Below are 15,381 nucleotides of genomic sequence, written 5' to 3'. Positions count from 1 at the left end.
ATAGGGGGATATTAATGCAAGGTATAAAGAGGGGCAAGAGCAAGTCATGGATGGCTGTAATGCTTGTGTTTGCGATGATATTGGGGCTTTCATTTGGTGGAAATGCTATTGCTGCAAGCTCACCAGTTGTGGATCAAGCACAGGAGCTTAGTTCTGGAAATGTGTTTGTTAATGCTGATTTGCAGCGGTATCAGACGTTTACACCTGCCATTAGCGGGAATTTGAGCAAGATAGATTTAAAAATCTTCGATAGCTTCGGTTCCATTGGATATACTCAGGTAAAGCTCTATAAGGAGAGTGATCTGTCGACACCCATTGCAACCGTACAGCACACTTGGTACGGACCGGGCTGGGTATCGTTCGATTTCTCGGGTGATTCGCCTTATTTGATTAGGGAAACTATGTATCGAATGGTGGTGTCCACTGAAAATGGAGGAACTGCTGGCTTTGGATGGTACAGCTACAGCGGAGATGTATATCCAAGGGGATATTCCCCAGCTCAAGGTCATGATTTTACCTTCAGGACGTATATGATTCCGGATTATGCACTGTCCTTGCGGGAGAGTGAGGTATCAAGTACTCATTCCAGTCTTGTAGCGAACGGTACCAGTCAAACGACGGTCAGCGTGCAGTTGAAGGATGCGCAGGGAAATGCGCTGACCAGCGGGGGAGAGGCGGTCGGAATATCTTCAACGTTAGGAACGGTTGGTCCTGTAACGGATCACAATAACGGCACCTATACGGCGACATTAACAGCGCCGACAACGACAGGTACAGCGACCATTAGCGCAAGCGTGGGCGGCAATGCGATAGGAGGGACGAGCAGTGTGAAGTTCGTGCCTGGAGCACCTTCGGAAGCTACAAGCACGATCGCAGTTGCGAACGGCTCTCTGACCGCAAACGGAACAAGCCAAACGACGATAACTGTGAAGCTGAAGGATGCACAAGGGAATGCGCTGACAAGTGGAGGGACGGCAGTAACGATATCGTCCACCTTAGGCATGGTGGTCTCAGTAACGGATCACAATAACGGCACCTATACGGCGACATTAACAGCGCCGACAACGACAGGTACGGCGACCATTAGCGCAAGCGTGAGCGGCAATGCGATTGCAGGGACGAGCAGTGTGCAGTTTGTGCCTGGAGCAGCGTCTGCTGCGACGAGCACGATCGAGGTGGGCAATGCTTCTTTGACTGCCGATGGAGTAAGCCAAACGATGGTTACTGTGAAGCTGAAGGATGCGCATGGAAATGCGTTGACCAGCGGAGGAGCGGCGGTAGTCGTCAAATCAACGTTAGGCACGGTGAGCGCCGTAACGGACAACAATAACGGTACTTATACGGCGATATTAACAGCGCCGACAACGGTGGGTACGGCAACGATCAGCGCGAGCGTAGGAGGTAGTCCTATAGCGAGTACGAGCAGTGTGCAGTTTATAACCGGAGCACCGTCGGCAACGACAAGTACTATTGAGGTGGACGATGCTTCACTGACCGCTGACGGAACAAGTCAAACGCCGATCACTGTGAAGCTGAAGGATGCGCAGGGGAATGCGCTGACGAGTGGAGGAGCGGTCGTAGTCGTCAGCTCAACGTTAGGCACGGTGAGTGCCGTAACGGACAACAATAACGGTACTTATACGGCGATATTAACAGCGCCGACAACGGTGGGTACGGCAACGATCAGCGCGAGCGTAGGAGGTAGTCCTATAGCGAGTACGAGCAGCGTGCAGTTTATAACCGGAGTACCGTCGGCAACGACAAGTACTATTGAGGTGGACGATGCTTCACTGACCGCAGACGGAACAAGTCAAACGCCGATCACTGTGAAGCTGAAGGATGCGCAGGGGAATGCGCTGACGAGTGGAGGAGCGGAGGTAGTCGTCAAATCAACGTTAGGCACGGTGAGTTCCGTAACGGACAACAATAACGGTACTTATACAGCTATATTAACAGCGCCAACAACGGCGGGAACGGCAACGATCAGTGTCTTAGTGGATGCAGTTGCAGTTACTCAGACCAAAACGGTTCAATTTGTTGTAGGTCAGATCAGTTCCTCGCAATCAACGATCACCGCTTCCGATCTGAACGTTCGAGCCGATGGGCTAAACCAATCTACTATATACGTTGTATTAAGAGATGATTTCAATCATCCGATCTCAGGAAAAAGAATACTGCTTCAGGCCGGCAGCGGATCATCTATCATTACTGTAATTAATGATGTAACCGACTCTAACGGGAAGGCAGAATTCTCCGTTAGCAATACGGCAGCGGAAGATGTAATCTATACCGCTGCTGAAGAAATTAGCGGCCAATCCGTTGGTCAGCCTTTAACGATCGGATTTAAATATGACCAGCCGCCCAAGATCACCTTGATCGCTGATCCGATTGCGCCTACCTTCGGTGATGTGAATGTTGCGGTAACCGCATCTGTTTACGGCGATTACAACAGTATTTCTTCAATAAAATGGGCGGCCGGAGCCCAAGCAGAATCCTATTTTGATACACAAGGTATTGAAATAACGGATCAGCGTTTTATTGTGCAAGAGAATGGCATTTATTCCGTCTACGCCATTGATGCGGCGGGTAATGCTAACGTCAGCTTAATAGATATTCAGAATATCATGCCATTAAGCAGCAACGCGGATTTGAGCAATTGGGTGCTTGCAGGACAGGGCGGAACCCTTGCGTTTGATTTTGACCCATTAAAAACGACCTATACTGTAGATGCTAGCTATTCGGTAAGTGGTCTGAAAATGCTGCTGTCAACAGCGGATAACTATTCAACGATCCTTGTCAACGGAATTCAGGTGACTGCTATCACACTTACAAATGAGTATCCTCTTATAGTGGGCAAAAATTCATTCGAGATTACAGTTCAAGCACAAGATGGAACGATCAAAAAATATAGTCTTGACGTAAATCGGAAAGCGGCAAGCTCTATTAGCCCTGATACCGACTCTCCGAGCTCTGGCAGTGGCTCCAGCTCATACAGCTCTCCGAACACTTCGAGCACTCCTTTGCCTGACAATAACGTGGTGATCACAGTCAATGGTAAAAAATTGTCCGGTTTAGCTTTACTGCGAACTGAAACAAATGGAGTAAAGTCGATTGACGCAAGGCTGGATATGGACGCTATAAAGAAAATATTCGGTTCATCATCCACGACAGAGGATTGGAATCTCTTGATTTCTCTTGAGGATGAGGTAGATAAAATAACTCTAAGCCTTCCTGTAGATGTGGCTAGACTTCTTGCGGAGAAGGAAGCGGCAGTAAACTTGATAACTCCACATGGCCAATATCGGCTACCATTAGCCGAAGTAGTGAAAACCGATTCGGAACTAGCGAGTGATGGAGAGGTTCAAATCGCAATCCAGCTTGCTGCTGGTGAAGAGCTGCAAGGTCTGCAGGATGCAGCCACTAAGGGTGGATTCCGTTTAATCTCGAATCCGATTGATTTTAATGTAAATATACTGGATCTTAATAAGACAAAGGAAATTTCCAGCTTCAACAGTTACGTAGAACGGGTTATTTACCTGCCCAAGGATGTGGGCGCTACTTCTACAGTGATCGTCTGGGATCGACAACGTGGTGTACGTCCGGTACCTACGGAGTTTATCCATGTAGACGGACATCAGGCTGCTGTTATTCGTAGTCTGACGAACAGCGTATATGCAGTAGTATCCAAAACATCGCAACTTACAGATATTCAAGGACATTGGGCCGCAACTGAAATCAGTGAGATGAACAGCAGAATGATTGTACAGGGGGTGAATGGACACCGATTTGATCCTGATGCAGTCATTACTCGGGCGGAGCTTGCTGCACTGCTAGCGGGAGCACTTGGTTTGCCTGAAGTTAAAGCTCAGGCAGGTTTCCGGGATGTAAGTGAATCCAGCTGGTACAGCGGAGCTGTAGCAGCGGTTCAAGCTTACGGAATTATGGATGGCTTCGAGGATGGAACATTTGATCCGAATCGAAAGGTGTCCAGACAAGAAGCGATCGTGACGATTGTCCGTGCGCTGCAGTTGACGGGAACTGATATGGCACTAAATAGTGTTGGTGCGCAGGCAGATTCGACTGTCTATGTCGACAGCTATCAGATTGGCGGATGGGCAAGCGATTCGCTGCGATGGGCACTTGATAAAGGGTTATTAAAAGGCTATGGTAACGAGCTTCGTCCGAAGCAGTTATTAACTCGTGCAGAGACGACCGTGCTTTTGCATCGAATGCTGCTACTAGCGGGATTTATTAACGAATAAAGATAAAAGAGACGAGCTCCAATGCTCGTCTTTTTTTCGCATGTTTTTTAGTGTGTGGAACAAATTCGGGTAGATATGCGTCAGAATATAAAAGAGCCGTGCAGGGGGGCGTGTTATGAGAATTTTGATGATCATGATGGGAATCGTTGTATTTTTAAGTGGATGCTCGACAAGTGTAGATCCGAATCCGATTAAGGGGAATTCAACTATTGATTGGGTTGATTTTGTTAAATTAAATGGGGACTCATACACAGGGTTATACGGCCGAGTGCTAAAAAACCCGGATGATGTGACTGATGAGGTAGTGGGCGAAGTGAAATTTAAAGTTGGAGATGTTGTCACAAATCCGAATTACAAGACCAAAGCTGGAGATGCGGCATTTTTGGAAATAGGCACGAAGCTTTATCGGGTCAACGGTTATAAAAGCGAAGAGTTGATCGCTGCAAAGGATGAGAACCAAATTGGAGGATATCGTCTATATGCAGGTGATGATTTTGTCAAAACGCTACAGCTTCATTATAAGGATATGCCTAAAGATAAGGTTGAGCGAGTCGAGCTTTATCATTTTGATCAAGCAACACCGTTTAATACTCTTTTGAATGACGATAAGGAACGGTTCATTGAGCTTCTGGATCATGGCAAGGATACTCCAAATTATCGCCCTCAAAACAAGGATGGAGATCCGGCATATTATCAAATGGTCTTTTACACCGACGGCCCGTTAGGATACGCTTATTCTATAGCGGACGATGGGGTCAACGTATTCTTCTATCCGTGGGACACTAGAGTTGTGGATGATGAAGTTCGCAATTGGTTGAACCCCTGAGGAGGGGGATTCGGGGAATTCCAATTACCTCAGGGTAACTTCTTTAAATCCTGTAAAAGTGCAGTTATTATCGTAGAGAATTGATAAAATGACGAAAAGCCTGCAAAAGTACACTTTTTCTCATCTAAAAGGCGATAGTTGGATATTTTCTGGGAAAAAAGATGCATTTTTGCAGGTATTGATACTTTTCGAAAAAAGCGTGGGTGAAAACCTGCACATTTGCAGCAACTTCCACATGGAAAGCTGTGTTCTTAGCTAATTCAAGCGAAGGACACAGCTTATTTCAGTTTTTCATATTACTACTTAAGCATAAGCCCCAAGAAACATCTCCATATCATCTTCAACATTGGTGATGCCGCCGATGCCAAATTGATCCACCAGTACGTTGGCCACATTCGGAGAGAGGAAAGCAGGCAACGTTGGCCCAAGATGGATGTTTTTAACCCCGAGGTAGAGCAAGGCCAGCAGAACGATAACCGCCTTTTGCTCATACCAGGCGATATTATACGAAATCGGCAGGTCGTTGATGTCTTCAAGTCCGAATATCTCTTTCAGCTTTAAAGCGATGACAACTAAAGAGTAGGAGTCGTTGCATTGACCAGCATCAAGAACGCGCGGAATGCCTCCAATATCGCCGAGATCCAGCTTGTTGTATTTGTATTTCGCGCAGCCTGCTGTCAGAATGACCGTGTCGCGGGGAAGCTGCTGGGCAAATTCGGTGTAATACTGGCGGGATTTCATCCGGCCGTCACATCCGGCCATCACAAAGAAACGTTGAATATCTCCAGTTTTAACAGCCTCAACTACTTGATCCGCGATGCTCGTCACCGTATTATGAGCAAAACCTCCGACAATCTCCCCGGTCTCCAGCTCAATTGGGGGTGCGCATTGCTTGGCGAGAGCAATTATCTCGGAATAATCTTTAGGTTTACCGTCTATGCTCTCCGGAATGTGCTGTACACCAGGATATCCAGTGTTGCCCGTCGTAAAGATGCGACTTAAGTAGCTCGGCTTTGGTGGTACGATGCAGTTGGTAGTCATGAGAATTGGGCCGTTAAAATCAGCGAATTCACTGGCTTGCTTCCACCAGGCATTGCCGTAATTGCCGATAAAATGGTCGTATTTCTTGAAGGCCGGATAATAGTGAGCGGGCAGCATCTCACTGTGTGTATACACATCAACGCCTGTTCCTTCGGTTTGCTGTAGCAGTTCCTCAAGGTCTTTTAGGTCATGACCACTGATTAAGATACCCGGGCGATTGCGTACCCCGATATTGACTTTCGTAATCTCAGGGTGACCATATGTGCTGGTATTTGCCTGGTCAAGCAAGGACATAGCATCCACGCCAAATTTTCCAGTCTCCATTACCAGTGCAACGAGCTGGTCTGCAGTTAAGGAATCATCCAAAGTTGCGGCAAGAGCCTGGCGCATGAACTGATCTACTTCTCGTTTCGTATGGTTCAGCTGAAAAGCGTGGTACGTATAGGCAGCCATGCCTTTGAGTCCGTAAGTGATTAATTCACGCAAGGAACGGATATCGGCATCTTCCGTGGTCAGCACGCCAACTTGCTTCGCTTTGGCATCAAATGCCTCTTCATCGTTGCTGTGCCAAATCGCAGCATCCGGGAGCTTCATTTTGCTGACCGGGTCAGAGTGCTGATGATCCCAATGCAGCTGTACTTGGGTGCGAAGCGCCAGCGCATCTCTTATTTTGGCGACAAACACGTCCCGATCAAAGTTCGCGTTTGTGATCGTGGCGAACAACGAATCCATAATAAAGACGGAGACTCGGCGTTCCAGTGCTTCAGGCAACTCGGTATCGATGCTTAAGAACGATATGCCTTTCAGCACGAAAATGAGCAAATCCTGAAGGTTGGCAACATCATACGTCTTCCCACATACTCCTACGATCGTGCAGCCAACACCTTTTGATGCTTCTTGGCACTGAAAACAAAACATAGGCACCTGCTGATCTGGTTGATTTAACGTATCTTGATCCATCTAATGAACCTCCTAAGTTTATTTGTGCTAACAGATTGTGAATCCATGCACATCACCAAGTATTTAGAAGCATAGCGCAGGTGGAGAGGCGACTGCGTGATCAGGATCACGAAATATAAATTTGATCCAAAATAACCATAATTAGAAAAAAGGTTCTGGGTTCAGCATTTATGAAAACGCTATTTTTGTAACTATTTAAAGATGTGGTATAATTTTTACGTTGTGGTTATTTCAGACATCTGAATGTATATCTGTACATTGCATTAGGAGGTAACTGTGATTAGAAGAAATAGTAGACTTATAAACAGAATTTTTATAGCGTTATTTGTGATGATTCTGCTCTCCGTATCGCCTGTATCGGCTGCTGCTGTGCAAAAGGAAGCAACGGTCATGAATGGGATAATCGTTATGATGAACGGTGAAAAGGTAAAGATGACTGATCCGGTGCTAATGCTGGATGGGAAGCTTTATGTTCCTGTGGCTCGGATGACGGAAATGTTTGGAGCCAAATCTACTTGGGATCAAGATGCTTATGAATTGACGATACATAATGCTTTTGGAGATAAAATGGTACTTGGTGATGGAGTTCCGGTCGTTTACTTTAATGGGAGTCGTTATTTCATGGATACCGCATCTTTTATGGTGGACGGCAAGACTTATGCTCCATTACGTGATCTAACGGAGATGCTTCATGGAACGGTCAAATGGAACGCGGATGAACAAGTGATTGAGCTGCAAGCGGTACAGCCGGCAGTCGTGACAGAAGAGACAAATTTGACTGAAATCAGCAGGCAGTACCAAGTTAGTGAATCCGATCTTGTAGAGCGTAACGGGCTTAAAAGTGCTGACGACATCAAAACAGGAACAACTCTGCGGGTTATAATTCCATCCATTCTGGATAACGATGCCAAGCCGTTTACTGATAAAGATTATATGCTCTTAGCGAAGCTTACTCAGGTTGAGGCGGGCTATGAATCGTATGAAGGGCAGTTGGCGGTAGCTAACGTTATTCTTAATAGGGTAGCAGATTCGCGGTTTCCAAATGCGATCCGCGATGTTATTTATTCCGGCAAGCAATTTCCGGTTGCACATAATGGAATACTGGACAAAAGCGTGCCAAATGCAAGTGTGCTGCGTGCAGCAAAGGATGCACTGAATGGCAAAAATAACGTGGAGGATGCGATCTATTTTTTTAATCCTGATGTATCCAAGGGAGCATATTGGTCAAGTCTTGAAGTCATAACGACAATTGGCAATCATAGCTTTGCAAAATAATAGGCTTCTTTAAAGTCTGCTAACCCTAATTGGGGGCAGGCTTTTTTAATATATCATCATTAAAACCTATGTTACTATGGAGGTGTACATAACTATTAGTTAGGAAAGTTAAATTTAGGATGGGGGTACATAATGGAGAGCATTTACCCGGAAAATAGGCCAAGCTACGGAGTAGATCGATACGGTTTCGCAATAACCTCTTTTATTGCAGGTATGATAGGTTTTTTAACACTTTTATTTATTCTGACAAATGATCCGGACAATTACTCGGATGGTACAGCAGTCATCGCAATCTTATTGATAATAATATCATCAATTTTAGGTGTGATATTTGGTTCGCTGGCATTTAGCTCTAAGAGAGGTAAAGGCTTGGGTATTGCCGGATTCGTAATAAGCATAATATCCCTGGTGTTTTTTATTTTCTTACTGATTGTAGGTATTCTGGTATCGTAATAATCAACCATTGGAGGAATAGAGTATGCGTATATTGGTGTTAGGAGCTGGCGGAGTTGGCGGTTATTTTGGTGGTCGTTTGGTGGAAAAAGGAGAGGACGTTACTTTTCTTGTACGAAATCAGCGTAAAGAGCAGCTTGAGCAGGAAGATCTGGTCATACGCAGCGTAAATGGAGATTTCAAATTTCAGCCTAAACTGATCACAGCGGAAGATGCTAATTCGACGGGTTCCTATGATCTTATATTATTTTCGACAAAATCATATCATTTGCAAGCAGCAATGCAGGATCTAAAACCGTTTGTTGGTGACCAGACCGTAATACTGCCGCTCTTGAATGGTGTAGCTCATTTTCCGTTGTTGAAAAGTGAGTTTGGAGCGGACAACGTAATTGGCGGGCTTTGCTTTATTGAAACGACCTTGAATCCAGAGGGTCATATTGTACAGACGAGTAAGGCGCATTTTGTTAAGTTTGGCGAGTTTGAAAATAAGAATACAGAAAGAATACAGCGTATTGAGGACGTATTGAGCGGAACGGTGTCTTCTTTTATACGAAGCGACTTTATTGAACGAGATATTTGGCATAAATATTTATATATTGCTACGATTGCAGGCGTCACTACATTGATGCGGGCTCCCATTGGCCCAATTCGGGAGAGTAAGCAGGGTAGAGAATTCATTCGTCATTTATTTCAAGAAATTGAAGCGATTATGCTTGAGCATGGTGCTCCATTAGATCATGATATCGTAGCCAAACATATGGAAACGATGGAGAATTCGTCGTATGAAATGAAATCCTCTATGCTTCGGGATATGGAAAAAGGTCTATCCATTGAGGGAGAGCACCTGCACGGATATTTGCTGCAATTAGCACGGGATTACAGTATTGAAGCTCCGCTGCTTCAGGCTGTTTATCAGAACTTGCTAGTATACGAGGTGTCAAAAGGGTGAATGGATACGGATTCGGAGGGATGCAATATGCTGCCACAAGGCAATTCGAAAAATAATATCGAACGGTTTTCTGGATTTGCGGATGTGTATGATCAATATCGTCCTGAAGCTCCAGAATTTGTAGTGAATATTTTGACAGGTTATCTAGAGAGAAAGCCTAACCTAGTTATGGATGTAGGGTGCGGCACAGGGCTCTCCACCTTGATCTGGAAGGATCATGCGGAGCAAGTTATAGGCGTTGAGCCTAATGATGACATGAGAAGCAAGGCAGAGGATAAACTGCGAATGGCAGCGAATGCGGATCATATTACTTTTGTATCAGGATATTCTAATCAATTGAATACTTCAGATGACTCTGTCGATATCATCACCTGTTCTCAGTCGTTTCACTGGATGGAACCGATAAGTACGTTAAATGAAGCGTATCGCGTTCTACAACGAGGTGGGATTTTTGCAGTTTATGACTGTGATTGGCCTCCTGTTGTGAATTGGCGGCTAGAGCAGGAGTATCTTCAATTAATTGATCACGCGGACGCTCTTGTTGCACAGTGTACAGATAAAGAGATACAAGCAGTAAAACGAAATAAAAATGAGCATTTACAGGTCATTCAGGAAAGTGAGAAGTTTCGTTACACGAGAGAAATCGTATTTCATCATTCAGAAGCTTGTGATGCTGAACGATTTGTTGGTCTTGCCTTGAGCCAGGGAGGAATTCAAACGGTTTTCAAACTCGGAATAGAAGGTTTAGATCTAGCAATCGAATCTTTTCGATCGAGTGTAACTGAACATTTTAAAGGTAATTCGATGGACATTGTTTTTAGTTACAGATTAAGGCTAGGGATTAAGTGAAGCTTTCGTAACTGCTAACATCTTGTCTGAAAATAGGGAGAGCTAAATCCAACATGAGTTGGGGGTAGCTCTTTTTTAATCCCGATCAGTATGGCTGAGAGCATGCATTGGAATACTCATCAGTAGGTTGGGTACAAGCTTGAGTAGATGATCTCTATTGAAATTTGTCTCAAGTTCCATGAATTCTCATCTCCTTCTTTGTAAATACTATGACTGGAATAGGATATATTGCCCAGTGATTGGAGAATGTATCTGATCCAGGGATTTTATTGTGCATTTGAACAATGAAATTCGTCCCTTTATCAATATCTATGTATGGAGAGGGATTATATAATGAAAGCGTATTCAATATAACAAATTTCACTATTTACTTACTTAGGGGGAAGACATATGGAAGGATTAACAATCAGTTGGATTGGTGCACTTGCAGGACTGGCAATTGCAATTATCCTGATATTGAGAAAGCTGAATCCGGTTTATGCATTGTTTTTGGGTGCTATTGTAGGTGCAATAATCGGCGGAGCTAATTTGGAACAGACTGTTAGTGTTCTGGTTAGCGGTACGCAAAGTGTAATGGGTACGGTTCTTCGGGTGCTCGCTGCTGGTGTACTCGCAGGTGTAATGATGGAATCAGGAGCAGCCGAGACGATAGCCCAGGCCATCGTTAGGAAATTTGGTGGCGGTAAAGCGATTCTAGCTCTAGCCCTGGCAACGATGATTATTACAGCCGTTGGCGTATTTATTCCAGTTGCCGTGTTAATCGTAGCACCGATTGCATTGTCTGTAGGGAACAAGATGGGGATTTCAAAGCTTGCACTCCTCGTTGCTTTATCAGGTGGGGGTAAGGCTGGAAATATCATTTCTCCTAACCCGAATACAATTGCAGCCGCACGTGGCTTTGAATTGGATTTGAGCAACGTGATGATAGCTGGTTTTATTCCTGCTATATGTGGTCTGATTATGACCGTTGTTATTGCTTCTCTCATTAAAAATAAAGGCGATAAAGTATCCGATTCAGAAGCGGTTGAGCATGAAATGGATACCTCGAAATATCCACCGTTAGGCAAAGCAATTGTAGCACCTCTTGTCGCTGTAATATTGCTCATGATTACCCCAGTTGGTTCTATTCTAGGAATAGATGCATTAGCTAGCTTGAAAATAGATGCTTTGTATGTTTTGCCAATTGCCGGTGTTGTCGGTATGCTTGCAATGGGGAGAGCTAATAGAATTTTGGAATACTCTACAGCAGGCTTAAATAGAATGACCGCAACCGTCCTGATTCTGATTGGAGCGGGTGGTATTGCAGGTTTGATCTCGGCATCAGATTTATCTGTTCAGGTCGTAAACATCATTGAAGCTTCGGGAATTTCAGGAACCTTCCTGGCACCGATCGCAGGTATCTTGATGGCAGCTGCAACAGCATCTACATCAACAGGTGTTATTTTGACAACAGGTTCCTTCGGACAAGCTATTCTCGATATGGGTACAGCTCCATTGGCTGCAGCAGTTATGGCTCATACAGGGGCAACTGTTATCGACTCCTTGCCACAAGGTAACTACTTCCACGTAACTGGTGGCGCAATGAAGATGAGTATCAAGCAACGTATGGGAGTTATCCCTTATGAAGCACTCGTCGGTTTAACAATGACAATTGTAGCAACGATTCTCTATGGATTTATCCTGTAGGCATAGAAATGAGAAAATCCATTATTGATCACGAACTATAAAATATATGGGGTGAAGACATCATGGGAGAAAAAACATTCGTATTGGCTCCGGACTCTTTTAAAGAAAGCATGACGGCAAAAGAAGTATGTATAGCCATGGAGAAAGGCCTGAAGAAAGTGTATCCTTCAGCAAACTTTATCCATGTTCCAATGGCCGACGGTGGTGAAGGAACTGTACAATCCCTTGTCGATGCGTCCGGTGGACAAATATATGAGAAAGAAGTTATGGGCCCGTTAGGCGGTACAGTTACTGCAAATTATGGCATTCTTGGGGATGGTAAAACAGCAGCGATTGAAATGGCTTCAGCAAGTGGAATAGCTTACGTGACCAAGGAAACGAAAAATCCATTGATCACAACAACTTACGGTACCGGTGAACTGATTCTGGAATGCCTAAATAAAGGGATCAAAAAGATCATCATCGGGATTGGCGGTAGTGCAACTAACGATGGCGGTACAGGGATGGCAGAAGCGCTTGGCGCAAGATTCCTTGATGAACAAGGACATGTTCTTCCACGTGGTGGCGGAAGTCTTGGCAAGCTGGCAACCGTGGATGTTTCCTCCCTTGACCCTCGACTGCAGGAAGTGGAAATGATCGTTGCATGTGATGTAACGAATCCGTTGTGCGGTGAGACTGGGGCTTCTCGAGTTTTTGGTCCGCAAAAAGGTGCAACACCTGAAATGATTGAACAACTCGACGCAGCTCTTGCTCATTACGCGGAAATCGTGAAGGAGCAGCTGCATAAGGATGTACGTGATATTCCAGGCGCGGGCGCGGCTGGAGGCTTGGGCGCAGGGCTGTTGATTTTTACTAATGCCGTCTTGCAGCGCGGAATTGAAATTGTTATTAAGTACACGGAATTAAAAGAAAAGCTAGCTAGTGCAGATTTGGTATTTACAGGCGAAGGCGGTATGGATTTTCAGACCAAGTTTGGTAAAACTCCATACGGCGTAGCAAAGGCTGCAAAAGAAGAAGGTAAAAAAGTAATTGCTATTGCAGGTTATATTGGCGAAGGCATTGAAATGCTCTATGGGGAAGGGATTGACGCAATTATTGGTATCGTCCCAGGGGCAGCTGAGATCGACAAATTGCTCATTGAAGGTCCAAAAAATGTGGAACGGACTTGTGAGAACATTGCAAGAATCCTCAAATTTAACGAATAGAATAGATCGAGTTTAGTGAAAAACTGCCTGGTGATGCCGGGCAGTTTTTTTGTTGTGAAAAGAAAAAATTCCTGCAAAAATGCATCTTTTGTTCAGAGGGAGGGGGGGAGAAGGCAAAAAACTGCAAAAGTGCAGGAATTTCTTATTGCTGAGCCTGAATCATGGCATTTCGGTTCAAAAGCCTGCACTTTTGCAGGAATTTTCTCAAAATCGGGTTGATCCTGCATAAAAAACTGCATTTTTGCAGGAGTTTCATTTTGTTCAAATGCATAAATACCGTGAAGCAATAGGAGCAAGTGTGCTCAAATAGTACTTAAATAGTTCTTAAGAAGGTAGGGTTGCTTATAGATATTAGGTATTATTTAACTTATAGAGCTAGTATCATAGTCGTGGTTATACTGCGTTATTAACTGAAGCAGGAGGGAATTCGTTTGATTGAGATTACAGAGGTATGGGTAGATTCATTGGCTCCCAATAGTGCTGCGATAAAAAATGGGCATGATCTCGTCAAGAAAGGGAAGTTTGTTGAGCTTCATCAGTCTGAGGATCAACAGGTGTTGTTTGGATCATGTGCAGGTAGTGGTAAAACGCCATATATGCCTTCTGCGGATTTTGTTCATCCGGATAAGCCAGTCATGCGCTGTACTTGCCCAAGCAGGCAGTTTCCATGCAAGCATGTACTTGGTCTGCTGTATGCATATGTAGAAGGAAAACTTTTTACATCATCGGCGGTACCTGATGAGCTTGTGTCCAAACGTGAAAAGGCAGAGAAAAGGGAAGAGAAGAAGGCAAAGGAAATATCTGAAGGAGCTGTTGCCAAGCCTAAGAAAGTAAATAAATCGGCATTAAAGAAGAAGATAATGGCGCAGCTTGAAGGGTTGGAGGTGCTGGAGAAGCTCACTCATTCCTTGATACGCCGAGGTTTAGGGTCTTTGGATACTAAAGAACTCAAGGTCATTCAGGATCATGTGAAACAAATGGGGAGTTATTATTTAAGCGGAGCCCAAATTCAGCTGCGTAAGCTGTATCTAATTTTGTCATCGGATGGGGACGCGGAAAATACATATACCGTTGCTGCTGAGCAATTTGCTATCATTCATGCATTTATTAAGAAGGGACGGACACATCTGAATCAGAAGCTAGAAGATTCCGAGCTTGCGTTGGACCATGAATCTACTATAGAAGAGTGGCTTGGCCATGCATGGCAGCTGTCAGAGTTGAAAGAAGCGGGCTTGGTAATTTCTCAGGCGGAATTGATCCAATTGTCATTTATCAGCTACGACGATGTCTCACGTCAAGAGTTTGTGGATGTTGGCTACTGGATTCAAATGGATAACGGGGAGATTCACTGTACAGTGCAGTATCGTCCATATAAAGCGGCAAAGCTGATGCGTGAGGAGGATAGTTTTTTTGAGGTGGCTGTTGTGCCGGAACTCTACCTTTATCCTGGTGATATGAACCGTCGTGTTCGTTACGAATCATTTGCTGCAAGATCGGTGGAGGACCAGGATCTGTCCCAAATACGCGAGTATGCGGCTGTTTCCTATGCCGACGCTGTTAAAAAAGTGAAAAATCAGCTTAAAAATCCGCTGGGTGATCCAACCCCAATTATGCTGCTGCATGTTGACAAAATATGCACGAATGAGGATGATCGGCTGTTCATCACCGACTCACAAGGTGAGACGCTTGAGCTACAGGACATAATGGAAGACTCCACGGTATCACTGTTGAGATATTTATCTGAAGAGAACTTGAGCGACGTCGTCATGCTAGTGGTGTTCGGGCATCAATCGCAGAGTGGACGATTGCGTGTTCAGCCTTTAAGTATAGTAAACAGAAAAGAAATCATACGTCTGCTTTATTAATAGATGAGTC

The 15,381-nt window shown here is 44.7% G+C and carries 10 protein-coding genes; 9 read left to right on the top strand and 1 reads right to left on the bottom strand.

Going from position 1 to position 15,381, the window contains the following annotated elements:
* Positions 1-14 precede the first annotated feature (14 nt).
* Together BLS49_RS05730 and BLS49_RS05725 are read left to right on the top strand one after the other, a co-directional pair.
* Positions 15-4,262 carry an invasin domain 3-containing protein gene (locus tag BLS49_RS05730; protein WP_091227460.1) on the top strand — a complete coding sequence of 1,416 codons (4,248 nt, stop codon included), beginning with the start codon at positions 15-17 and terminating at the stop codon, positions 4,260-4,262.
* 115 nt (positions 4,263-4,377) lie between these two features.
* Positions 4,378-5,088: a hypothetical protein gene (locus BLS49_RS05725; protein ID WP_091227459.1), complete on the top strand. Its 711-nt coding sequence runs from the start codon at positions 4,378-4,380 to the stop codon at positions 5,086-5,088.
* 303 nt (positions 5,089-5,391) lie between these two features.
* Here the strand turns inward: BLS49_RS05725 and hcp are convergent, their stop codons facing one another.
* On the bottom strand, positions 5,392-7,089 hold the full coding sequence (hcp, locus tag BLS49_RS05720; RefSeq protein WP_245742280.1) for a hydroxylamine reductase: 1,698 nt from the start codon (positions 7,087-7,089) through the stop codon (positions 5,392-5,394).
* Between the two features lie 276 nt (positions 7,090-7,365).
* Between hcp and BLS49_RS05715 the strand changes: the two genes are divergently transcribed.
* The 7 genes from BLS49_RS05715 to BLS49_RS05685 all read left to right on the top strand — a co-directional run bounded on the left by BLS49_RS05715 (position 7,366) and on the right by BLS49_RS05685 (position 15,371).
* Positions 7,366-8,364, top strand: a complete 999-nt coding sequence (locus BLS49_RS05715; RefSeq protein WP_245742279.1) for a cell wall hydrolase — start codon at positions 7,366-7,368, stop codon at positions 8,362-8,364.
* Between the two features lie 132 nt (positions 8,365-8,496).
* Positions 8,497-8,817 carry a hypothetical protein gene (locus BLS49_RS05710; RefSeq protein WP_091227457.1) on the top strand — a complete coding sequence of 107 codons (321 nt, stop codon included), beginning with the start codon at positions 8,497-8,499 and terminating at the stop codon, positions 8,815-8,817.
* Positions 8,818-8,842: 25 nt separating this feature from the next.
* The gene (locus BLS49_RS05705) at positions 8,843-9,766 is read left to right on the top strand and encodes a ketopantoate reductase family protein (RefSeq protein WP_091227455.1); all 924 of its coding nucleotides are present in this window, start codon (positions 8,843-8,845) and stop codon (positions 9,764-9,766) included.
* A 27-nt stretch (positions 9,767-9,793) separates the two neighbouring features.
* Positions 9,794-10,615 carry a class I SAM-dependent methyltransferase gene (locus BLS49_RS05700; protein WP_091227610.1) on the top strand — a complete coding sequence of 274 codons (822 nt, stop codon included), beginning with the start codon at positions 9,794-9,796 and terminating at the stop codon, positions 10,613-10,615.
* Positions 10,616-11,005: 390 nt separating this feature from the next.
* A complete protein-coding gene (locus tag BLS49_RS05695; RefSeq protein ID WP_091227453.1) occupies positions 11,006-12,301 on the top strand; it encodes a GntP family permease in 1,296 nt (431 codons plus the stop codon).
* A 62-nt stretch (positions 12,302-12,363) separates the two neighbouring features.
* Positions 12,364-13,506 carry a glycerate kinase family protein gene (locus BLS49_RS05690; RefSeq protein ID WP_091227451.1) on the top strand — a complete coding sequence of 381 codons (1,143 nt, stop codon included), beginning with the start codon at positions 12,364-12,366 and terminating at the stop codon, positions 13,504-13,506.
* A 431-nt stretch (positions 13,507-13,937) separates the two neighbouring features.
* A complete protein-coding gene (locus BLS49_RS05685) occupies positions 13,938-15,371 on the top strand; it encodes an SWIM zinc finger family protein (protein ID WP_091227450.1) in 1,434 nt (477 codons plus the stop codon).
* The last annotated feature ends 10 nt before the right edge of the window (positions 15,372-15,381 follow it).

Origin of the sequence: Fontibacillus panacisegetis, assembly GCF_900102215.1 — a bacterium.
Taxonomy (GTDB): domain Bacteria; phylum Bacillota; class Bacilli; order Paenibacillales; family Paenibacillaceae; genus Fontibacillus; species Fontibacillus panacisegetis.
This window is presented reverse-complemented; position numbering and strand designations above follow the sequence as displayed.